The organism is Burkholderia sp. Bp8998 (assembly GCF_003854235.1).
GTDB lineage: Bacteria > Pseudomonadota > Gammaproteobacteria > Burkholderiales > Burkholderiaceae > Burkholderia.
Genome location: NZ_QTQF01000029.1, coordinates 1 through 20,443 on the forward strand (window position 1 = coordinate 1; position 20,443 = coordinate 20,443).

The window sequence follows — 20,443 nt, forward strand, 5'->3', positions numbered from 1 at the left end:
GCCGGATCGCCGCAGACAGCCCGGCGGGGCCGCCGCCGACGATCACGACGTCGTATTCCATCGATTCGCGCGGGCCGTATTGCTCGATGAGGCTTGCGGGGGTCATTGGCGTTCCTCTAACCGTTAGAATGCTTTTATTCGGGAGCGTATTGTCTGCGAAACGAAACGCTTGCCGCAACAGCATGCGAATAGATTAGCACGATCGTTCTATTTTTTGTGCTAGGGTTATGCTGCGTGGGACAGGGCGCCCGCGGCGGCGAAACGACATCGAAAGGGGATGTGCAATGGGTCGATCGATCAATCTGGAAGGCAAGGTCGCGTTGGTCACGGGCGCATCGAGCGGCCTCGGGCAACGCTTTGCACAGGTGCTGTCGCAGGCCGGCGCGAAGGTCGTGCTCGCGAGCCGCCGCGTCGAGCGCCTGAAGGAGTTGCGCGCCGAGATCGAGGCGGCGGGCGGTGCCGCGCACGTCGTGTCGCTCGACGTCACCGACGTGCAGAGCATCAAGGCGGCCATCGCGCACGCAGAGACGGAAGCCGGCACGATCGACATCCTCGTGAACAATTCGGGCGTCTCGACGATGCAGAAGCTCGTCGACGTCACGCCGGCCGATTTCGAGTTCGTATTCGATACCAACACGCGCGGCGCGTTTTTCGTCGCGCAGGAAGTCGCGAAGCGGATGATCATGCGCGCGAACGGCAACGGCAAGCCGCCTTACCGGATCATCAACATCGCGTCGGTGGCCGGCCTGCGCGTGTTTCCGCAGATCGGGCTGTATGCGATGAGCAAGTCGGCGGTCGTGCAGATGACGCGTGCGATGGCGCTCGAATGGGGCCGCCACGGGATCAACGTCAACGCGATCTGTCCGGGCTATATCGATACCGAAATCAATCATTACCTGTGGGAAACCGAGCAGGGCCAGAAGCTGCAGTCGATGCTGCCGCGCCGGCGCGTCGGCAAGCCGCAGGATCTCGACGGGCTGTTGTTGCTGCTCGCGGCCGACGAGTCGCAGTTCATCAATGGCTCGATTATCTCCGCCGACGACGGCTTCGGCCTCGCCTGAGTGGATGACATTCAGCAACAAAGAAGACTGTAATGAGCGAATATTCCCCCGTATTTGAAATGTCGATGCCGATCCGCTGGGGCGACATGGATGCGTTCGGCCACGTGAACAACACGGTCTATTTCCGCTACATGGAACAGGTCCGGATCTCGTGGTTCGAGGAACTCGGCATCGCGGGCGGCAACGGCGAGGGGCAGGGGCCCGTGATCGTCACGGCGTCGATGGAGTTCCTGAAGCAACTGCACTACCCGGGCGACGTGATCGCGAGGATGTCGGCCGCGAAGCCGGGCCGCAGCAGCTTCGACACCGGTTTCGAGCTCACGCGCGCCGATGATCCGCAGCACGTCTATGCGCGCGGCAACGCACGCTGTGTGTGGGTCGACTACGCGCTCGGCAAATCGGTGCCGCTGCCGGAACTGCTGCGCGATACGATCGAGCGGGCGCTCGCGGCGAAGGTCGGCTGAGCGCGGCAGTGCCGAAGCCGGCGCCCGGGGCGCCGGTGTGTCGCCATTTCCCGAGGTTCTCCCGAATCGGCCGCTTCACGCGGCCGATTGCCATTCCGGGGCACGTTTTACTGGCCGAGCAGGCGCTGCACCAATTCCGGCGTATTGTTCGTGCCGTACTTGCGCATCAGCCGCGCCCGATAGATGTCGACCGTGCGCGAACTGATGTCGAGCATGCGGCCGATCTGCTTGCTGGTCTTGCCGGTCGCGAGCTGCGCGGCGATCTCGCGTTCGCGTGGCGTCAGCTCGACGGCGACCCGGCGCGTCGCGCTCAGGTCCTCGAAGGTCCAGACGCCGGCCGCGAGCGGTGCGGTGCGGTCGACCGCGCGGCCCGTCACATGGCACCAGAACAGCTCGCCGTCGGCCCGTTTCATGATTCTGTCATCGGCGTAGGTGCCGTTCGCGATCATCACGCGCGAGATGCGCTCGCCGATGCGCTGGAATTCGTCCGGCGACGGATAGAGCACCTCGTACGACTTTCCGATGAGGTCGGCCCGCGCGCAGCGGAAGATCGACGCCAGCGCGTCGTTGCAGTCCTCGATCACACGGTCGCGCGACATCACGAGGCCGAGCGGCGCGAGGTGAAAGGCAGTCTGGTAGTCGAGAGCGGGCATGGCGCAGGCAAGCGGAGGCAAATGCTTATGTATTTTTGCGTATTGTGCCGCATCCGCGCCGCATCGTACCCTTTCAGGCATCTCGCGGCGGTTTGCCGCGATATAAAAACAGCGCGCCTCGACGCAGGTATCGCCGTGCATGCATAGAATGATGCGGCGGGCTTGCGGCCCAATGGGCGCGTGAACCGGTTTTGCTGGTTTCCATAGAGGAAGGGACAAACAGATGAACAAAGTCTATCCAAGCGCGGCCGCCGCGCTGGAAGGGATCGTCCGCGACGGACAGACCTTCGCGGTGGGCGGCTTCGGCCTGTGCGGGATTCCCGAGGCGCTGATCGCGGCGCTGCGCGATTCCGCCATCAAGGGCATCACCTGCATCAGCAACAACGCAGGCGTCGACGGCTTCGGTCTCGGCCTGCTGCTGGAAACGCGCCAGATCAAGAAGATGATCTCGTCGTACGTCGGCGAGAACAAGGAGTTCGAGCGCCAGTACCTGGCCGGCGAACTCGAGCTCGAATTCACGCCGCAGGGCACGCTCGCCGAGAAGCTGCGCGCGGGCGGCGCCGGCATCCCCGCCTTTTTCACGAACACCGGCTACGGCACCGTGATCGCGGAAGGCAAGGAAACGCGCCAGTTCGGTGATCGCCACTACGTGCTCGAGCCGTCGCTGACGGCCGACGTCGCGCTGGTGAAGGCGTGGAAGGCCGACAAGTCCGGCAACCTGATCTATCGCCGCACCGCGCGCAACTTCAACCCGATGTGCGCGATGGCGGGCAAGATCACCGTGGCGGAAGTCGAGGAGATCGTCGAGAACGGCACGCTCGATCCGGACCAGGTCCATACGCCGGGGATCTTCGTACAGCGCATCGTGCTGAACGCGACGCCGGAAAAACGCATCGAACAACGCGTCGTACGCGCGAAAGGAGACTGACATGGCCTGGAATCGTGACCAGATGGCCGCGCGCGCGGCGAAGGAACTGCAGGACGGCTTCTACGTGAACCTCGGCATCGGCCTGCCGACGCTCGTCGCGAACCACGTGCCGGAAGGCGTCGAGGTGTGGCTGCAGTCGGAGAACGGCCTGCTTGGCATCGGCCCGTCGCCGACCGAGGACGAAGTCGACGCCGACCTGATCAACGCCGGCAAGCAGACCGTCACGACGCTGCCGGGCTCGTCGATCTTCTCGTCGGCCGATTCGTTCGCGATGATCCGCGGCGGCCACATCAACCTCGCGATCCTCGGTGCGATGCAGGTGAGCAAGAAGGGCGACCTCGCGAACTGGATGATCCCGGGCAAGATGATCAAGGGGATGGGCGGCGCGATGGATCTCGTCGCGGGCGTGAAGCGCGTCGTCGTGCTGATGGAGCACGTCGCGAAGGGCGACCAGCACAAGATCCTCGAAGAATGCAACCTGCCGCTGACGGGTGTCGGCGTGGTCGACCTGATCATCACCGATCTCGGCGTGATCGAAGTGACGCCGAACGGGCTGAAGGTCCTGGAGCTGGCCGACGGCGTGAGCGTCGACGAGATCCAGGCGAAGACGGGTGCGCCGCTCGACGTGAGCGCGGTGCGCTGAGTTTTTCGGCGCGCAGCGATTCGCCCCGCATGCCGGCAGGCATGCGGGGCGTTTGCGTTTTCGGGCCGCCGCGGCGGCTCGCCGGACGTCTGCGGACGTGTCAGACGGCGACGCGCACCGATGCGGCGTTGCGCCCGGTTGCCGGTGTGCTGTCGTCGGCGTCCGGCGAGCCGAGCTGCAGCGCATCAAACAGGAAGCGCTGCAGCGTCGCGGCCGCCGACGTGCGATCGCCGGCATCCGCATGGCTGAACAGGCCGAAGTCCGCGGCGGGCGGCACGGGGAGCCCGGCCGCTTGCGGGTCGAGCACGCGCATCGTGTCGCCGCGCACGTTCCAGTCGAGCAGCACCGCGATGCCGAGCCCGGCTTCGACCGCCGACTGGATCGCGGACAGGCTCGTGCTCGTGCACACGACGCGCCACGCGAGGCCGGCATCACGCAGTGCCGTGAACAGTTTTTCCTGCCACGGACAGGTGCCGCCGAATGCGACGATCGGCAAACGCTCGTCGCGCGGCAGCGCGTCCTGCGTGAATGCGGCGGCCCAGCGAAGCGGATGCCGCCACGTGGCGAGCGGCTCGGCCCGGATCAGCGCCGGGTCGCCGATGACCAAGTCGAGCGTATTGGTCGTGAGCCGCTGCGATAGCGACGGGCTCGCATCGACGACGATCTCGAGCGCGACGTTCGGAAACGACGCCGCGAACTGTCGCAACGCATGCGGCAGATGGCCCATGGCGATGTCTTCGAGGATGCCGAGCCGGACGGTGCCCGAGATGTCGCCGGCGTTGAGCGCGGCACGCGCGGCGAGCCCGACGTCGAGCAACCGGTGCGCGTAGGGCAGCAGCACGCTGCCGGCCGCCGTCGGCTTCACGCCGCGCGGCGAGCGTTCGAGCAGGCGCTGGCCGACTTCGTCCTCGAGTCGACGCAGCGCCATGCTGACGGCCGCCTGCGTGCGATACAGCACCGTTGCCGCATCGCTGACGCTGCCGGTTTCGACCACCGTGACGAACGTGCGCAGTAGCGTGCTGTCGAGATCTCGGATCATCAATTTTCCTGATGCGGGCATAAGAATTATCAGCTTATACGAAGCGTGCGACCGCGGTTAGCATCGTCGTGTCATCGATATGGAGCGACCGAATGAGCGACGAATTGAGTACGGCACGACCGGATGGCGCCGAGCGCGCGGCCCCGTCGTTCGCGCATGCGGTCGCGCCGTTGCTTGCCGTCGCGTCGATGTGCAGCGTGCAGCTCGGTGCCGCGCTGTCACGTCCGGCGACGCTCGAGTACGGCACCGTCAGCACGACCTGGTTGCGGCTTTGCTTCGCCGCGCTTGCGCTGGCGGTCGTCGTGCGGCCGCCGCTCCATACGTATTCCCGGCAACGCTGGATTGCCGCGATCGCGCTCGGCACCGCGATGGCCGCGATGACGCTGTGCTTTTTCGCGGCGGTCCGTCGCGTGCCGCTCGGGCTTGCCGTTGCGATCAACTTCCTCGGGCCGCTCGCGGTCGCCACGCTCGGCGTGCGCAAGCCGGCGATGCTGGCGTGGCCGGTGCTGGCGCTGACGGGCGTGCTGCTGCTCGCGCGGCAGGACGGCATGTGGGTGGCGACGCCGGCCGCACTGATCTTTCCGGTCGGCTCGGCGCTCGGATGGGCTGCGTACATCCTGCTGATGAAGCGCGTCGGCACGCTGTTCGACGGATTGCAGGGGCTCGCCACGTCGCTGATCGTGGCCGCGCTCGTGACTACGCCGTTCGGGCTCGCGCAAAGCGGCGCCCATCTGCCGGCCGGACAGCTGATCGATGCCGCGTATCTGGCCGTGCTGGTCCCGCTGTTCCCGTATGTGCTCGAACTGATCGCGCTGCGGCGGATGAGCGCGTCGGCATTCGGCATCCTGATGAGCGCCGAGCCCGCGATCGCGGCGGCGATCGGCTTCGTCGTGCTGGCCCAGCCGATGGGGGCGCTGCAGATCGCCGGCACGCTGTGCGTGGTCGGCGCGAGCATCGGCGCGGTCGTGCAGAAATGAAGGTGAACTAGCCAGGGCGTGCTGCGATAACAAGCCCGCGCAACGGTGGCGCATTCGTCTGCCGGACGGCGCCGCGGCGCCTGACGCATCGCGCATCCCGCATCGAGACCTTGCCCGGCTTCGTTTGCGCGCGCGGCTCGGATGCCGCGGGTGCGGCGAGCCGACTCGTGATCCGGAACGGGTTTACAATCGGTTTCGTCCCCGCCCACCCTTCGGGCCGGGCCGGCGCACGTCATCGCGTCGCACCGCACCGTTCGACAGGATGCCTCCGATGCCCACTTCTTCCGTGAATTCCCCGATACCCCGCCAGCGGCGCGTGCAGTGCGCGAGCGCGGCCGGTCTTCACCATGTCGCCTATACCGAATGGGGCGACCCCGCCAATCCGCGCGTGCTGGTGTGCGTGCACGGGCTCACCCGTTCGGGGCGCGATTTCGACCGGCTCGCCGCGGCGCTGTCCGATACGTATCGCGTCGTCTGCCCCGACGTCGTCGGGCGCGGCCAATCCGACCGGCTCGCCGACCCGCGGCTTTATGCGATTCCGCAATATGTGGCCGACATGGTGACGCTGATCGCGCGGCTCGACGTCGAGTCGGTCGACTGGTTCGGCACGTCGATGGGCGGGCTGATCGGCATGGCGCTCGCCGGGCTGCCTGGTTCGCCGCTGCGCCGGATGATCGTCAACGACGTCGGCCCGCGCATCGAGCCCGATTCGCTGACGCGCATCGGCGAATACCTCGGCGTGCAGCCGTGCTTCGCGACGGAGCAGGAGGGCATCGACTATCTGACGTCGCTGTCGCTGCCGTTCGGCGCGTTGACCGGCGACGAGTGGCGCGAGATCAACGCGCCGTTGCTGCGCGAACTGCCCGACGGCGGCTGGACGATGCGCTACGATCCGCGCATCGCCGAGCCGTTCAAGGCGACGACGCCTGAACTGGCCGCGCTTGGCGAGGCCGCGCTGTGGCGTGCGATCGAGACGACCGACGCGGCGCTGCTCGTCGTGCGCGGCGAGCATTCCGACCTGCTGTCGCGCGACACGGTCGCCGAGATGGTGCGTCGCGGCCGGCACGTGACGCAGGCCGAGATCCAGGGCGCGGGCCATGCGCCGGCGTTCACCGGTGCCGACCAGATCGCGCTCGCCCGCCGGTTTTTCGTCGAAGGCGGCGCATAAACGCGTCATAATATGCGGTTCGGCGGCACGCGGGCCGCGTCGTCGCCGATTGTTCACCCACTCACACGACCGGAACATTCCATGGCAGTCATTCGTCACCACGTCGGGGCCCGTCTCTCCGAGACCGCGATTCACAACGGTACCGTGTATCTGGCCGGCCAGATCGCCGAAGACACCACCCAGGACATCAAGGGCCAGACGCGCGAAGTGCTCCGCCACATCGACCGCCTGCTCGCCGAAGCGAACAGCGACAAGGCGCATCTGCTGTCGGTGCAGATCTACATTTCGGATCTCGCGAACTTCGAAGGCATGAACGCGGAGTGGGACGCGTGGGTCGCGCACGGCAACACGCCGCCGCGCGCCACCGTCGAGGCGAAGCTCGCGGATCCGGCGCTGCTCGTCGAGATCGTCGTCGTCGCCGCGCAGCGGAGCTGAACTGAACCAGGCATCACGATGATCGCAATACGCCAGGCCGTGCAATGACCGAGTCCGTTTCCGCTTCTTCCGTCGCGGCGCCGTCGTTCGACGACGTGCTCGCGTTCGTGCGCGAGCGGGCCGGCGACGCGCGCCTGTCGTCGGGCGAACTGCTCGCCGATCACTCGGCGGGCACCGCGTCGATCATGCGCACGCTGAACGTCGACCCGCACGCGATGCAGGCGGCCGCGCTGTTCGTGCTGACGCCGCACCTGAACGATCCCGAGCGGGAGCTGACCGAACGGTTCGGCGAAGAGGTCGCGCGGCTCGTATCCGACGTGCGCAAGCTGCTGCGGCTCGGCACCGTCAGCCTCCGCGCCGCGCAGAACGCGATGCCCGACGCCGGGCGCGACGCCGCAGAAGAGCGGCGCACGCAGATCGAGGCGCTGCGCAAGATGCTGCTCGCGTTTGCGCAGGACATCCGCGTGGTGCTGATCCGGCTGGCATCGCGGCTGCAGTCGCTGCGCTACTACGCGGCGGCGAAGATCGATCCGCCGCCCGACGTCGCGCGCGAGACGCTCGAAATCTACGCGCCGCTTGCGAACCGTCTCGGCATCTGGCAACTGAAGTGGGAACTCGAGGACCTCGCATTCCGCTTCGAGGATCCGGTCACCTACAAGCGCATCGCCAAGCTGCTCGACGAGAAGCGCATCGAACGCGAGGCGTACGTCGCGCAGGCGATCGAGCGGCTGCAGCACGAGCTGGCGGAAGCGCATATCCCGGCCGACGTGAGCGGGCGGCCGAAGCATATCTACAGCATCTGGCGCAAGATGCGCGGCAAGGAGCTCGACTTCTCCGAGCTGTACGACGTGCGCGCATTCCGCGTGATCGTGCCGGACATCAAGGATTGCTACGCGGTGCTCGGCATCGTGCATCACCTGTGGCAGCCGGTGCCGAAGGAATTCGACGATTACATCTCGCGTCCGAAGCCGAACGGCTACAAGTCGCTGCATACGGTCGTGATCGGCGACGACGGCCGCGCGTTCGAAGTGCAGATCCGCACGCAGGAAATGCACCGTTTCGCGGAATACGGCGTCGCCGCGCACTGGCGCTACAAGGAAGCGGGCACGCGCGGCTATGGCGGCCAGTTCTCGGCGAGCGACAAATACGACGAGAAGATCGCGTGGCTGCGCCAGCTGCTTGCCTGGAAGGATGACGTCGAGGACGGCACCGAAGTCTCGGGCGACCAGGCGTGGGCCCAGCTGCGCGAGACGTCGCTCGACGACGACCATATCTACGTGCTGACGCCGCAGGCGCGTGTGATCGCGCTGCCGCAGGGCGCGACGCCGGTCGATTTCGCGTACCACTTGCACAGCGAGCTTGGCCATCGCTGCCGCGGCGCGCGCGTCGATGGCGTGATGGTGCCGCTGAACACGGCGCTCGCGAACGGCCAGACGGTCGAGATCGTCGCGGTGAAGGAGGGCGGGCCGTCGCGCGACTGGCTGAACCTGCAGCTTGGCTACCTGAAGAGTCCGCGTGCGCGACAGAAGGTGCGTGCGTGGTTCAACTCGATCGAGCAGGAAGAGAACATCGCGCATGGTCGCGCGCTCGTCGAAAAGACGCTGCAGCGCGAGGGCAAGACCTCGGTCAATCTCGACAATCTTGCCGCGAAGCTCGGCTTCAAGTCGCCCGATGAGTTGTTCTCGGTTGTCGGCAAGGAAGAATTCAGCCTGCGCAACATCGAGCACGCGCTGTCCGATGCACCGCCGCCCGACCATGCGCCCGAGGCACCCGCCGATTTCGAGAAGCGCAGCAGCGGGGCGAGCGTCGCGCATGGTGCGTCGACCGGCGTGCTGGTGGTCGGCGTCGATGCGCTGCTGACCCAGCTTGCGCGCTGCTGCCGTCCCGCGCCGCCCGACCCGATCAGCGGTTTCGTGACACGCGGCAAGGGGATGTCGATTCATCGCAGCGACTGCCCGACGTTCCGGCGGATGGCCGAACGGGCGCCGGAGCGCGTACTGCAGACGACCTGGTCGGCCGACGTGCTGGGCGGGCGCGGCGTGTCCGTCTATCCGGTTGACCTGATGATCGAGGCGAGCGACCGGCAAGGCTTGTTGCGCGATATCTCCGAAGTGTTCGCGCGCGAGAAGATGAACGTGGTGGGCGTGAAGACGCAGAGCCGCCGCAATGCGGCATTCATGCAGTTCACGGTCGAGGTATCGAATTCCGCGCAGGTGCAGCGTGCGTGCACGCTGCTCGGCGAAGTGCCGGGCGTCGTGCGGGCGGGGCGCAAGGCGTGACGCCACTGTTAATGGGGTCGGAGATCAATCATTTTACTGCGACCGCATAAAAACGCTTGCCAAGTGAGCGATGGCTCCATATAATCTTAGCTTCTCTAGGCTCGTAGCTCAGCTGGTTAGAGCACCACCTTGACATGGTGGGGGTCGTTGGTTCGAGTCCAATCGAGCCTACCAACGAATTAAGAATGCCCGGTTTTCGGGTGTTCGATGCAGCAAACAACTCAAGGCGAATACGGTTATGACACCGCGAACGTTGACCGAAACCTTTTCGGAGCGACGCTAGTCGAGGAACGTTTTCGCCCTTTCAGTTTGAGTGAAGTATCGAATGCGGCCCCTCGAAAGCGGGGCCGCATTTTTTTTGTCGCGAAATTTTCGCGCGTGACTTTGATATCGCGTGCTTGGTTTGCCGCCCACTGTCGGCATCACGGAGATTGCTATGGTTTCGATACGCTTGCCTGACGGCTCAGTTCGACAATACGAGCATCCGGTGACAGTTGCCGAGGTTGCGGCCTCGATCGGTCCCGGCCTTGCGAAGGCTGCGCTTGGTGGCAAGCTCGATGGCGAGCTGGTCGATACGTCCACGGTCATCGATCGCGACGCATCGCTCGCGATCGTGACGGACAAGGATGCCGACGGGCTCGACATCATCCGTCACTCAACCGCGCACTTGCTCGCCTACGCGGTGAAGGATCTGTATCCGGATGCGCAGGTGACGATCGGTCCCGTGATCGACAACGGCTTCTACTACGACTTCTCGTACAACCGTCCGTTTACGCCCGAAGATCTGGAAAAGATCGAAAAGCGCATGCAGGAACTCGCGAAGAAGGACGAGCCGGTGACGCGTCGCGTCGTGTCGCGCGACGAGGCGGCCGGCTATTTCCGCAGCCTCGGCGAGAAGTACAAGGCCGAGATCATCGAATCGATTCCGCGAAGCGACGAAATCAAGCTGTACTCGCATGGCGGCTTCACGGACCTGTGCCGCGGCCCGCACGTGCCGTCGACCGGCAAGCTGAAGGTCTTCAAGCTGATGAAGGTCGCGGGCGCGTACTGGCGCGGCGACTCGAAGAACGAGCAGCTTCAGCGCATCTACGGGACGGCCTGGACCAAGAAGGAAGACCAGGATCAATACCTGCACATGCTCGAGGAGGCGGAAAAGCGCGACCACCGCAAGCTCGGCAAGCAGCTCGACCTGTTCCACATGCAGGAAGAGTCGCCGGGCATGGTGTTCTGGCATCCGAAGGGCTGGGCGCTGTGGCAGCAGGTCGAGCAGTACATGCGCCGCCGCGTGAACGATGCCGGCTACCTCGAGATCAAGACGCCGATGATCATGGACCGCTCGCTGTGGGAAGCGTCGGGCCACTGGCAGAACTACCGCGAGAACATGTTCACGACGGAGTCGGAGAAGCGCGACTATGCGATCAAGCCGATGAACTGTCCGGGTCACGTTCAGGTGTTCAAGCACGGCCTGCGCTCGTACCGCGACCTGCCGCTGCGCTACGCGGAATTCGGTTCGTGCCATCGCAACGAGGCGTCGGGCGCGCTGCATGGCCTGATGCGCGTGCGCGGCTTCGTGCAGGACGATGCGCACATCTTCTGTACGGAAGAGCAGTTCATCTCGGAGTCGATCGCGTTCAATACCCTGGCGATGAGCGTGTACAAGGATTTCGGGTTCGAGCACATCGACATCAAGCTGTCGCTGCGCCCCGACCAGCGTGCGGGCACGGATGAAACGTGGGATCGCGCCGAGCAGGGCCTGCGCGACGCGCTGACGGCGTGCGGCCTGTCGTGGGAAGAGCTGCCGGGCGAGGGGGCGTTCTATGGCCCGAAGATCGAATACCACATCAAGGATGCGCTCGGCCGTTCGTGGCAGTGCGGCACGCTGCAGCTCGATATGGTGCTGCCGGAGCGCCTCGGCGCCGAGTACGTCGCGGAAGACAACAGCCGCCGCCGGCCCGTGATGCTGCACCGTGCGATCGTCGGTTCGATGGAGCGTTTTCTCGGCATTCTGATCGAGCACCACGCTGGTGCGATGCCGGTCTGGCTCGCGCCGTTCCAGGCAATTGTGCTGAATATCGCCGAAAGTCAGGCGGGATATGCACAATCTCTGGCCCAAACGTTGCAAAAACAAGGGGTTAGAGTGGCGGCCGATTTGCGCAACGAGAAGATTAGCTATAAAATACGCGAGCACACGCTGGAAAAGGTGCCTTATCTCCTCGTCGTGGGCGATAAGGAGCGTGATGCGCAAACGGTAGCCGTGCGTGCCCGTGGCGGCGTCGATCTTGGCGTTATGCCGGTCGAAGCCTTCGTTGAGCGTCTGCAGGAAGACCTGCGCTCGTTCAAGTAACCGCCCTGGCAGCGCGGCTCGTTTTTTTAATTTTTAGAGGAAACGTAACATCGCTACTGATAAGTCGTCGCATCGCATCAACGGTGAAATCACTGCGCCGGAAGTGCGTCTGGTCGGGATCGAGAACGAACCGCTCGGTATCGTGAAACTCTCTGATGCTTTCCGTAAATCGGAAGAGCTGGATGTTGATCTGGTGGAAATTGCGCCGCAGGCGGTTCCCCCGGTTTGCCGTCTGATGGACTACGGCAAGTTCAAGTATCAGGAGTCCAAGAAGCAGCACGAAGCGAAGCTGAAGCAGAAGGTCATCCAGGTGAAGGAAGTCAAATTCCGCCCGGGTACCGATGACGGTGACTACAACGTCAAGCTTCGCAATCTCGTGCGCTTCCTCGAAGAGGGCGACAAGACGAAGATCACGTTGCGTTTCCGCGGTCGCGAAATGGCTCACCAGGAGATCGGCATGCGGATGCTTGAGCGTCTGCGCACGGATCTCGAGGAAGTCGGCCAGGTCGAGCAGATGCCGAAGATGGAAGGGCGCCAGATGATCATGGTGCTCTCGCCGAAGAAAAAGAAGTAACGGGCCCGCGCGCATGTCGCGCAGGTTCGAAAGTGGTTCGGTGCGTTGCCCGGTCAGGGCGGCGCACCAGCAATGACGGCGGCCGCGCAAGCGGTTCGCCGTACACAAGTGGACTGGGTTTCGAAGGGCGGGTCAAGGGCGCAAGCCAACCGCACACCCATCGCCATCAAATAAACTGGAGTTGTTCGTCATGCCTAAGATGAAGACCAAGAAGAGTGCTGCAAAGCGCTTCGTGGTGCGTCCGGGCGGTACCGTCAAGCGCGGTCAAGCCTTCAAGCGCCACATCCTGACCAAGAAAACCACGAAGAACAAGCGTCACCTGCGCGGCGCAACGGCAGTTCATGATTCCGATCTGAACTCCGTCCGCGCGATGCTGCCGTTCGCGTAACCCCTCAACTGATACTCTAAGGAGAGAAACATGCCTCGAGTCAAACGTGGGGTAACCGCACGGGCCCGCCACAAGAAGATCATCAACCTGGCCAAGGGTTATCGCGGCCGTCGCAATAACGTCTACCGCATCGCCAAGCAGGCGGTGATGCGCGCTGGTCAGTACGCGTACCGCGATCGCCGCAACAAGAAGCGTGTGTTCCGCGCACTGTGGATCACGCGTATCAACGCGGCAGTTCGCCAGCACGACATGACCTACAGCGTGTTCATCAACGGCCTGAAGAAGGCGTCGATCGAACTCGACCGTAAGGTCCTGGCCGACATGGCGGTGTTCGACAAGGCTGCTTTTGCTGCGATCGTCAAGCAGGTGAAAGCCGCCGTTGCAGCCTAATTGCAAAATTAGCACTGCGTGGTGAGTTGCAGCGATGTTCCGGTAGTCTCGGCCGCTGCAGCGAAAACGGGGCTCTTCCGAGCCCCTTTTTTGTTTGGTGAGCAGTTTTGCTCGCCAAGACCGAATGACGTTGGAAATGATGGGATCTATGGATCTGGACCAGATTGTCGCCGACGCGCAGCAGTCCTTCGAACAGGCTGCCGACATCACCACGCTCGAAAACGAGAAAGCACGATTTCTCGGCAAGTCGGGTGCGCTGACCGAGTTGCTCAAGGGCCTCGGCAAGCTCGATCCCGAAGCACGCAAGACCGAAGGCGCACGCATCAACGTCGCGAAGCAGCAGGTTGAAGCCGCGCTGACCGCACGCCGCCAGGCGCTCGCCGATGCACTCTTGAACCAGCGCCTCGCCGCCGAGGCAATCGACGTCACGCTGCCAGGCCGCGGCGCCGGTGCGGGCAGCCTGCACCCCGTGATGCGCACGTGGGAGCGCGTCGAACAGATTTTCCGCTCGATCGGCTTCGACGTGGCCGACGGTCCCGAAATCGAGACCGACTGGTACAACTTCACGTCGCTGAACAGCCCGGAGAACCATCCGGCGCGTTCGATGCAGGACACCTTCTACGTCGAAGGCAAGGATGCCGACGGCCGCCAGCTGCTGTTGCGCACGCACACGAGCCCGATGCAGGTGCGTTACGCGCGCATGAACCGCCCGCCGATCAAGGTGATCGCGCCGGGCCGCACGTATCGCGTCGACAGCGATGCGACCCACTCGCCGATGTTCAATCAGGTCGAGGGGCTGTGGATCGACGAAAACATCAGCTTCGCCGACCTCAAGGGCGTCTATACCGACTTCCTGAAGAAATTCTTCGAGCGCGACGACATCCTCGTGCGCTTCCGTCCGTCGTATTTCCCGTTCACGGAACCGTCGGCCGAGATCGACATGATGTTCGAGCACGGCAAGAACGCCGGTAAATGGCTCGAGATCTCGGGCTCGGGGCAGGTGCATCCGACCGTGATCCGCAACATGGGCCTCGATCCCGAGCGCTACATCGGCTTTGCGTTCGGCAGCGGCCTCGAGCGCCTGACGATGCTGCGCTACGGCGTGCAGGATCTCCGGCTGTTCTTCGAGAACGACCTGCGTTTCCTGCGCCAGTTCGCATAACGCACGCGCTGCGCCGACATGTGCCCGCGCATGCCCCGCCGGACGTTTCCGACGGGGGCCGGGCGCCGATCTAACCTGTTTCGAACGTAGACATCCATGCAATTCCCTGAATCCTGGTTGAGAACCTTTGTCGACCCGCAGCTGACGACCGACGAACTGTCGCACGCGCTGACGATGGCGGGGCTCGAAGTCGAATCGCTGAGCAAGGCTGCGCCGCCGACGTCGAAGATCGTCGTCGGCCGCGTGCTCGAAGTCGTCAAGCATCCGGATGCGGACAAGCTCAATGTCTGCCAGGTCGACGCCGGCACCGGCGCGACGCTGAATATCGTGTGCGGCGCACCGAACGTGGCGCCCGGCATCAAGGTGCCGGTCGCGCTGGTCGGCGCGGAACTGCCGCCGGCGGAAGAGGGCGGCAAGCCGTTCGCGATCAGGCTGTCGAAGCTGCGCGGCGTGGAGAGCCAGGGGATGCTGTGCTCGGCGCGCGAGCTGAAGCTGTCCGAAGACCACAGCGGCCTGCTGGTCCTGCCGGAAGACACGCCGGTCGGCCAGGACATCCGCGACACGCTCAATCTCGACGACACGATCTTCGAAATCAAGCTGACGCCGAACAAGGCCGACTGCCTGTCGGTGTTCGGCATCGCGCGCGAGACGGCCGCGATCACCGGCGCGCCGCTGACGCCGGTCGATATCCGTCCGGTGCGCGTCGAGCTCGACGAAACGCTGCCCGTGCGCATCGCCGCGCCCGATCTGTGCGGCCGCTTCTCGGGTCGCGTGATCCGCGGCGTGAACGCGCATGCGAAGACGCCGCAATGGATGGTCGAGCGCCTCGAGCGTTCGGGCCAGCGCAGCGTGTCGGCGCTCGTCGACATTTCGAACTACGTGATGTTCGAGCTCGGCCGTCCGTCGCACGTGTTCGATCTGGACAAGATCCACGGCGGCATCGAGGTACGCTGGGGCAAGCGCGGCGAGTCGCTGAAGCTGCTGAACGGCAACACGGTCGAACTCGACGACACGGTCGGCGTGATCGCGGACGACCGTCAGGTCGAAAGCCTCGCGGGCATCATGGGCGGCGACAGCACGGCCGTCACGCTCGATACGACCAATATCTACCTCGAGGCAGCGTTCTGGTGGCCGGACAGCATCCGTGGCCGCGCGCGCAAGTACAACTTCTCGACCGATGCGGCCCATCGCTTCGAGCGCGGCGTCGACTATGCGACGACCGTCGAACACGTCGAGCGCATCACGCAGCTGATTCTCGAGATCTGCGGCGGCAAGGCCGGCCCGGTCGACGACCAGGCCGTGAACCTGCCGCAGCGCGCGCCGGTGAAGATGCGCGTGTCGCGCGCGAACCGCATCATCGGCGTGAAGATCGACGCCGACGAGATCGCGGACATCTTCACGCGCCTGCGCCTGCCGTTCGAGCGTGACGACGACGCATTCCTGGTCACGCCGCCGTCGCACCGCTTCGACATCGAGATCGAGGAAGACCTGATCGAGGAAGTGGCGCGCATTTACGGCTTCGAGAAGATTCCGGCGCGTCCGCCGGTCGCAACGAGCGAGATGCGCGCGACCAACGAGACGCGGCGTTCGATCCACGACATTCGTTACGCGCTCGCAGCGCGCGACTATGCGGAAACGGTCAACTTCAGCTTCGTCGATGCGGAGTGGGAGCACGACTTTGCCGGCAACGACAACCCGATCCGCCTGCTGAATCCGATCGCGAGCCAGCTGTCGGTGATGCGCACGACGCTGTTCGGCAGCCTGATCTCGGTGCTGCGCCACAACCTGAATCGTCGCGCGGATCGCGTGCGCGTGTTCGAGACGGGCCGCGTGTTCCTCGCCGATCCGTCGGTGAAGGCAGGCGAACTGACCGTCGAAGGCTATACGCAGCCGAAGCGTGTCGGCGCGCTCGCGTACGGCCCGGCAGTCGACGAACAGTGGGGCGTGGCGACCCGTGCGGTCGATTTCTTCGACGTGAAAGGCGATCTCGAGGCACTGCTCGCGCCGGCCGCCGCGCGTTTCGTGAAGGACGAGCATCCGGCCCTCCATCCGGGCCGCAGCGCGCGTATCGAAGTCGATGGCCGTGCGGTCGGCTGGATCGGCGAGCTGCATCCGCGCCTGATGCAGAAGTACGAGCTGCCGCACGCGCCGGTGATGTTCGAAATCGATGCAGATGCGCTGATCGCGCGTGCGCTGCCCGCACCGACCGACGTGTCGAAATTCCCGCCGGTACGGCGCGATATCGCCGTCGTGGTCGATCAGGCGGTCGAGGTTCAGGCACTTTTTGATGAAATGAAGAAGGCGCTGGCCGAAGACGCCTGCCGATTCGTTCAGAAGGTTGTACTCTTCGACGAATTTCGTGCAAAATCAAATACTTCCGGTGGTCTTGCCGCGCACGAGAAGAGCCTTGCCTTCCGCGTGACGCTGCAGGACGCGGCTGGCACGCTGCAGGACGAGGTCGTCGACCAGGCGATCCAGACGCTGGTCGAGCGGATGGCTCGTGCGGGTGCCCGCCTGCGCGGCTAAGGAGAGGCGCCACCCGTTCGCGGGTGGCTTTTCCCCGTCGCAAGTTTTGGTTTAACGCGCTGTATGGCAGATATGAACGACATGACCTCGAGTGAATTCGAAGCCCTCCTGACGGCGCAACGCAGCGCCATGAACCGCGACGCTTCGGCGCCGGCGTCCACCGAGACGCCGACGCTGACGAAAGCGGAACTGGCGGAGCTGCTGTTCGACAGCGTCGGGCTGAACAAGCGTGAAGCGAAGGACATGGTCGAGGCGTTTTTCGAAGTGATCCGCGACGCGCTCGAAAACGGCGAAAGCGTCAAGCTGTCGGGGTTCGGCAACTTCCAGCTGCGCGACAAGCCGCAGCGTCCGGGCCGCAACCCGAAGACGGGCGAGGCGATTCCGATCGCGGCCCGCCGGGTGGTAACCTTCCACGCGAGCCAGAAGCTGAAGGCGCTGGTCGAAAACGGCGCGGAGTAACGCCCGCGCGCCGACGTCTCCGCGCGGCCGCCGCGCACCCTTTACCGACGGTTAACCGACGATGACCACTACGGTTGAGAAAGTCGTCTTGCCTCCAATTCCCGCGAAGCGCTACTTCACGATCGGTGAAGTCAGCGAACTGTGCGGGGTCAAGCCGCACGTGCTGCGTTACTGGGAACAGGAATTCACGCAGTTGCGGCCGGTGAAGCGGCGTGGCAATCGCCGGTATTATCAGCACCACGAAGTGCTGCTGATCCGGCGGATTCGCGAATTGCTGTACGAGCAGGGGTTCACGATCAACGGCGCGCGCAACCGGCTCGATTCGCCGGGCGGCGAACGCGCTGCCGCGGCACCGGTCGAGCCTGATGTGCCGGCCGCCGACGCGCGTGCATCGGGCAAGCCGGGTGCAACGGTCGATGTGATCGCGTTGCGGCAGGCGCTGCTCGATGTGATCGACGGACTGAAGCACGACTGAGCGCGCGGCTCGAATCAGAAAAAGCCCGGTTGGCGACGCGCCACCGGGCTTTTTTCATCCATGCGGGCGGGACGCCATGTCAGCGCGATGCGAGCGGATTCGGCTTGCCCATGTCGACGACCAGCGTTCCGTCCGGCAGCATGCGTACCGAGCCCTGCGCGACCTGGCTGCGGTAGCCGTACAGGTCGAAACGCATCGGGCCGGCCTCGGCCGAGTTCCGGATCAGCGCGCGCACGTTGAGCTCGAGCACGTTGAACATCTTCATGTCGCCGCCTTCCATCCACATGTAGCTTTGCGCGTCGATCCGCGGCCGCTTCGGCGCGGGTGCGTCGGCGGCGCGCCGGAACGTGAGGCGCAGGCCGTCGCGCTCGACCGTTGCCTGGCCGAGCTTGCCGTTCAGCACCGGCGGCGGAAACACGGTGTACTGGTCGAGCACGAGCGTGTCGCCGCGCAGTTCCGCGCCACGGCGCTGCAGCGGCGTCAGCGATGCGAGCTCGATGCCGAGCGAGCGCAGCAGTTTCGCTTGCGGGATGCCGAGCACCGATACCTGCGCGGGCTTGAACGCGAGGTGCCGGTCGTCAAGCACCGACAGCGTGCCCTTCATGTCGGTCGGCAGCCACACGCCGGGCACGTGATTCCAGAGCTTGATGCCGCCCTGGACGCGCAGGTCCTGGCCATCCGCGCTCAACTGCAGGTCGTTCAGCGAGCGCGGCGAGTAGTCGAGCAGGTAGTTGTTGAAGAGCGCCGACATCGCCCTCCAAGATTCGACGACCGTCCCGCCGAGAATGCGGATGTCGTACTGGTTCGGATCGTCGAGGTCGACCGGTTCGCCGGGCCGTTTCGCGATGAGCTGGACGTCGAGATCGTCGACATGGAAGCCGATGTCACCGGACAGGTTGAAGTCGACGTTGTGCAGGTGGATCGTCGGGTTGCGATTCGACACGTGCCGTTCGTTGAACGGGGTGGTCGACGAGCGTCGCATCGCGATTTTCTGCATGCCGGGCTGCGGCGCGCTTGCCGCAAGCGCAAATGCTTCCCAGTGCTGGCGCGAGTCGCGCAACGTATTCTGCTGCGCGGCGAGAAAGCTGTCGTTCAGGCGAGCGGTAGCGGTGCCGAGCGCGGCGCCGCTCGCGGGGCCCGCATACGACGGCATCCGGATCGCCATCGCGCCGCGTTCGTCGAAATTGAAATAGCCGGCCGATACCTGGTCGCGATAGTGGTACAGGTCGAATACGAAATTCTGGTCGCGCTTCGTCGGATCGACCGGGCCGATCAGGATGTCGGCATTCATCGGCATCGAGCGCATGAACTTCACGTCGCCGCCGCGGATGTACATCGCCTGTTGCGGGGCGTTCGCGGGCAGTGCGAAGCCGGCGTGCGAGCCGTCGTCGAGCGTCAGGTCGAGGCCGGCCGGCGTTACGCGCAGCGCGGTGATCCTGATCTTCAGCCGGGGCGGCGGCATCAGCTTGTCGACCGACATCACGAGGTCGTCGCCGGCGAGCCGCGCGATCGGTGTCTCGACCTTCAGCAGGTCGGCCATCTTCACGTTGGCCGCGCGCATCACGGGCTGCGCGTTGATGCCCGACACGCGTACGCCAGTCGGGTGGAACACGAGCTGGCTGCCGTCGCGGATCGCGAGCGTGCCGGTTAGCGAGAACGGCACCCAGCCGTCACGCTGCATCTCGCCTTGCAGATGGATCACGCCGTCGCCGGCCGAAACGGCGAGCTTGCGCAGCGGCGCGTTGCGGTAACCGAAGATGTAGGTGTCGAAGAGCGCGGTCAGCTTCGCGTTGTCGAGCGTGACCGCGCCTTCGTGCACGTCGATCTCGAAGCTCGTCGGATCGTCGAACACGATGGGTGCGCCGGTCTGCGTCGGCACGAGTGTCGCGGACAACTGGTGGATGAAGAAGCCGAGGTTGTTGACGATGCGGAAATCGACATCGCGCAGGAACGTCATCGCGCCGTTCTGGCCCGAGTCGCGCAGCGTGAACGGGCGCGGTTGCGTGAGGCTGATCGACGCGAGCGACGGCACGGCGCGCGCGGCCTGCTGTTCGCGGGCGAGGCGTTCGGCTTTGGCGCGCTCGATCTTCGTCGATGCGGCCGACGCGTTGCCGTCGCGCTGCGCGGCCGGTTCCGCGCAGCCGGTGCAGAGCAGCGCGAGCACAAGCGCACCGCAGCCGAGTGCACGGGAGGTGCCGTGTGAGACCGAGGCGGCCGTGCGCCGCGGACCATCCATCCAGTCGAAACTTGCCAAAGGCGTGCGATGGCCGCGCCGGACCGCATTCCGCATCGTCTGTCTCCATGTCTTGTCGTGATCGACGCCGGTACGCTGCCGATGCGCGGCGCGGACGTCGATGTCGTGCAGTGTGGCATAGCGTGCTAGAGCGGCGTTACCAAACAGCCGGCGTCCGGGCAACACCGGTCGGCGCACGACAGGGCAAAGGATTCGCGGCGGCGGGAAGGCGGGATCAAACGGTC

19 protein-coding genes, 1 tRNA gene and 1 pseudogene are annotated in these 20,443 nt (G+C 64.9%); 17 read left to right on the forward strand and 4 right to left on the reverse strand.

The features are described from left to right. A pseudogene (locus DIE06_RS39115) lies at nt 1-178 on the reverse strand (electron transfer flavoprotein-ubiquinone oxidoreductase); the annotation flags it as partial. A 106-nt stretch (nt 179-284) separates the two neighbouring features. Here DIE06_RS39115 and DIE06_RS25685 point away from each other — a divergent pair. Next, nucleotides 285-1,061, forward strand: coding sequence for an SDR family oxidoreductase (locus DIE06_RS25685; RefSeq protein ID WP_059467666.1), 777 nt, complete (start codon nt 285-287; stop codon nt 1,059-1,061). Nucleotides 1,062-1,093: 32 nt separating this feature from the next. After that, nucleotides 1,094-1,525, forward strand: a complete 432-nt coding sequence (locus DIE06_RS25690) for a thioesterase family protein (RefSeq protein ID WP_124663791.1) — start codon at nt 1,094-1,096, stop codon at nt 1,523-1,525. A gap of 107 nt (nt 1,526-1,632) precedes the next feature. On the opposite strand, the gene DIE06_RS25695 is transcribed toward DIE06_RS25690, so the two are convergent. Continuing rightward, nucleotides 1,633-2,178, reverse strand: coding sequence for a PAS and helix-turn-helix domain-containing protein (locus DIE06_RS25695; protein WP_124663792.1), 546 nt, complete (start codon nt 2,176-2,178; stop codon nt 1,633-1,635). Nucleotides 2,179-2,401: 223 nt separating this feature from the next. Between DIE06_RS25695 and DIE06_RS25700 the strand changes: the two genes are divergently transcribed. Together DIE06_RS25700 and DIE06_RS25705 are read left to right on the forward strand one after the other, a co-directional pair. Beyond that, nucleotides 2,402-3,106: a CoA transferase subunit A gene (locus DIE06_RS25700; RefSeq protein WP_124663793.1), complete on the forward strand. Its 705-nt coding sequence runs from the start codon at nt 2,402-2,404 to the stop codon at nt 3,104-3,106. Between the two features lies 1 nt (nt 3,107). Continuing rightward, a complete protein-coding gene (locus DIE06_RS25705; RefSeq protein ID WP_124663794.1) occupies nt 3,108-3,749 on the forward strand; it encodes a CoA transferase subunit B in 642 nt (213 codons plus the stop codon). A gap of 100 nt (nt 3,750-3,849) precedes the next feature. Here DIE06_RS25705 and DIE06_RS25710 read toward each other — a convergent pair whose 3' ends face one another. Continuing rightward, on the reverse strand, nt 3,850-4,788 hold the full coding sequence (locus tag DIE06_RS25710) for a LysR family transcriptional regulator (RefSeq protein WP_124663795.1): 939 nt from the start codon (nt 4,786-4,788) through the stop codon (nt 3,850-3,852). Nucleotides 4,789-4,880: 92 nt separating this feature from the next. On the opposite strand from DIE06_RS25710, the gene DIE06_RS25715 reads away from it, so the two are divergent. From DIE06_RS25715 to DIE06_RS25780, 13 genes are all read left to right on the forward strand, one after another. Next, nucleotides 4,881-5,765 (forward strand): DMT family transporter, encoded by an 885-nt coding sequence (locus tag DIE06_RS25715; RefSeq protein ID WP_124663796.1) that lies wholly within the window; start codon nt 4,881-4,883, stop codon nt 5,763-5,765. A 271-nt stretch (nt 5,766-6,036) separates the two neighbouring features. Then, entirely contained in the window at nt 6,037-6,933 is an 897-nt protein-coding gene (locus tag DIE06_RS25720; RefSeq protein ID WP_124663797.1) for an alpha/beta fold hydrolase, read from the forward strand. Nucleotides 6,934-7,014: 81 nt separating this feature from the next. After that, nucleotides 7,015-7,368, forward strand: a complete 354-nt coding sequence (locus DIE06_RS25725; protein ID WP_124663798.1) for a RidA family protein — start codon at nt 7,015-7,017, stop codon at nt 7,366-7,368. Nucleotides 7,369-7,412: 44 nt separating this feature from the next. Then, nucleotides 7,413-9,647, forward strand: a complete 2,235-nt coding sequence (locus DIE06_RS25730; protein WP_124663799.1) for a bifunctional (p)ppGpp synthetase/guanosine-3',5'-bis(diphosphate) 3'-pyrophosphohydrolase — start codon at nt 7,413-7,415, stop codon at nt 9,645-9,647. Between the two features lie 97 nt (nt 9,648-9,744). Then, nucleotides 9,745-9,821 (forward strand) — tRNA-Val (locus tag DIE06_RS25735). Between the two features lie 262 nt (nt 9,822-10,083). Then, nucleotides 10,084-11,991, forward strand: a complete 1,908-nt coding sequence (gene thrS, locus DIE06_RS25745; protein ID WP_124663800.1) for a threonine--tRNA ligase — start codon at nt 10,084-10,086, stop codon at nt 11,989-11,991. Nucleotides 11,992-12,040: 49 nt separating this feature from the next. Then, on the forward strand, nt 12,041-12,565 hold the full coding sequence (gene infC / locus DIE06_RS25750) for a translation initiation factor IF-3 (RefSeq protein ID WP_124663801.1): 525 nt from the start codon (nt 12,041-12,043) through the stop codon (nt 12,563-12,565). 190 nt (nt 12,566-12,755) lie between these two features. Further along, nucleotides 12,756-12,953, forward strand: coding sequence for a 50S ribosomal protein L35 (gene rpmI, locus DIE06_RS25755; protein ID WP_004191477.1), 198 nt, complete (start codon nt 12,756-12,758; stop codon nt 12,951-12,953). Nucleotides 12,954-12,983: 30 nt separating this feature from the next. Further along, nucleotides 12,984-13,343: a 50S ribosomal protein L20 gene (rplT, locus tag DIE06_RS25760; protein ID WP_004192938.1), complete on the forward strand. Its 360-nt coding sequence runs from the start codon at nt 12,984-12,986 to the stop codon at nt 13,341-13,343. A 148-nt stretch (nt 13,344-13,491) separates the two neighbouring features. Then, nucleotides 13,492-14,505 (forward strand): phenylalanine--tRNA ligase subunit alpha, encoded by a 1,014-nt coding sequence (gene pheS / locus DIE06_RS25765; RefSeq protein WP_006753318.1) that lies wholly within the window; start codon nt 13,492-13,494, stop codon nt 14,503-14,505. Between the two features lie 96 nt (nt 14,506-14,601). Beyond that, nucleotides 14,602-17,031, forward strand: coding sequence for a phenylalanine--tRNA ligase subunit beta (pheT, locus tag DIE06_RS25770; RefSeq protein ID WP_124663802.1), 2,430 nt, complete (start codon nt 14,602-14,604; stop codon nt 17,029-17,031). A gap of 72 nt (nt 17,032-17,103) precedes the next feature. After that, the gene (locus DIE06_RS25775; protein ID WP_006486093.1) at nt 17,104-17,490 is read left to right on the forward strand and encodes an integration host factor subunit alpha; all 387 of its coding nucleotides are present in this window, start codon (nt 17,104-17,106) and stop codon (nt 17,488-17,490) included. A 61-nt stretch (nt 17,491-17,551) separates the two neighbouring features. After that, entirely contained in the window at nt 17,552-17,965 is a 414-nt protein-coding gene (locus DIE06_RS25780) for a MerR family transcriptional regulator (protein ID WP_124663803.1), read from the forward strand. Between the two features lie 79 nt (nt 17,966-18,044). Here DIE06_RS25780 and DIE06_RS25785 read toward each other — a convergent pair whose 3' ends face one another. After that, the gene (locus tag DIE06_RS25785; RefSeq protein WP_124663804.1) at nt 18,045-20,255 is read right to left on the reverse strand and encodes a hypothetical protein; all 2,211 of its coding nucleotides are present in this window, start codon (nt 20,253-20,255) and stop codon (nt 18,045-18,047) included. Between the last annotated feature and the right edge of the window lie 188 nt (nt 20,256-20,443).

Excerpts from the sequence above, each read along its gene's own strand:
- DIE06_RS25725 (WP_124663798.1), top strand. The coding sequence starts at position 7,015 with ATGGCAGTCATTCGTCACCACGTCGGGGCCCGTCTCTCCGAGACCGCG.
- DIE06_RS25710 (WP_124663795.1), bottom strand. The coding sequence starts at position 4,788 with ATGATCCGAGATCTCGACAGCACGCTACTGCGCACGTTCGTCACGGTG.
- DIE06_RS25690 (WP_124663791.1), top strand. The coding sequence starts at position 1,094 with ATGAGCGAATATTCCCCCGTATTTGAAATGTCGATGCCGATCCGCTGG.
- DIE06_RS25715 (WP_124663796.1), top strand. The coding sequence starts at position 4,881 with ATGAGCGACGAATTGAGTACGGCACGACCGGATGGCGCCGAGCGCGCG.
- thrS (WP_124663800.1), top strand. The coding sequence starts at position 10,084 with ATGGTTTCGATACGCTTGCCTGACGGCTCAGTTCGACAATACGAGCAT.
- DIE06_RS25730 (WP_124663799.1), top strand. The coding sequence starts at position 7,413 with ATGACCGAGTCCGTTTCCGCTTCTTCCGTCGCGGCGCCGTCGTTCGAC.
- DIE06_RS25685 (WP_059467666.1), top strand. The coding sequence starts at position 285 with ATGGGTCGATCGATCAATCTGGAAGGCAAGGTCGCGTTGGTCACGGGC.
- pheS (WP_006753318.1), top strand. The coding sequence starts at position 13,492 with ATGGATCTGGACCAGATTGTCGCCGACGCGCAGCAGTCCTTCGAACAG.
- DIE06_RS25780 (WP_124663803.1), top strand. The coding sequence starts at position 17,552 with ATGACCACTACGGTTGAGAAAGTCGTCTTGCCTCCAATTCCCGCGAAG.
- DIE06_RS25695 (WP_124663792.1), bottom strand. The coding sequence starts at position 2,178 with ATGCCCGCTCTCGACTACCAGACTGCCTTTCACCTCGCGCCGCTCGGC.
- DIE06_RS25785 (WP_124663804.1), bottom strand. The coding sequence starts at position 20,255 with ATGCGGAATGCGGTCCGGCGCGGCCATCGCACGCCTTTGGCAAGTTTC.
- rpmI (WP_004191477.1), top strand. The coding sequence starts at position 12,756 with ATGCCTAAGATGAAGACCAAGAAGAGTGCTGCAAAGCGCTTCGTGGTG.
- pheT (WP_124663802.1), top strand. The coding sequence starts at position 14,602 with ATGCAATTCCCTGAATCCTGGTTGAGAACCTTTGTCGACCCGCAGCTG.
- rplT (WP_004192938.1), top strand. The coding sequence starts at position 12,984 with ATGCCTCGAGTCAAACGTGGGGTAACCGCACGGGCCCGCCACAAGAAG.
- DIE06_RS25700 (WP_124663793.1), top strand. The coding sequence starts at position 2,402 with ATGAACAAAGTCTATCCAAGCGCGGCCGCCGCGCTGGAAGGGATCGTC.
- DIE06_RS25705 (WP_124663794.1), top strand. The coding sequence starts at position 3,108 with ATGGCCTGGAATCGTGACCAGATGGCCGCGCGCGCGGCGAAGGAACTG.
- DIE06_RS25720 (WP_124663797.1), top strand. The coding sequence starts at position 6,037 with ATGCCCACTTCTTCCGTGAATTCCCCGATACCCCGCCAGCGGCGCGTG.
- DIE06_RS25775 (WP_006486093.1), top strand. The coding sequence starts at position 17,104 with ATGAACGACATGACCTCGAGTGAATTCGAAGCCCTCCTGACGGCGCAA.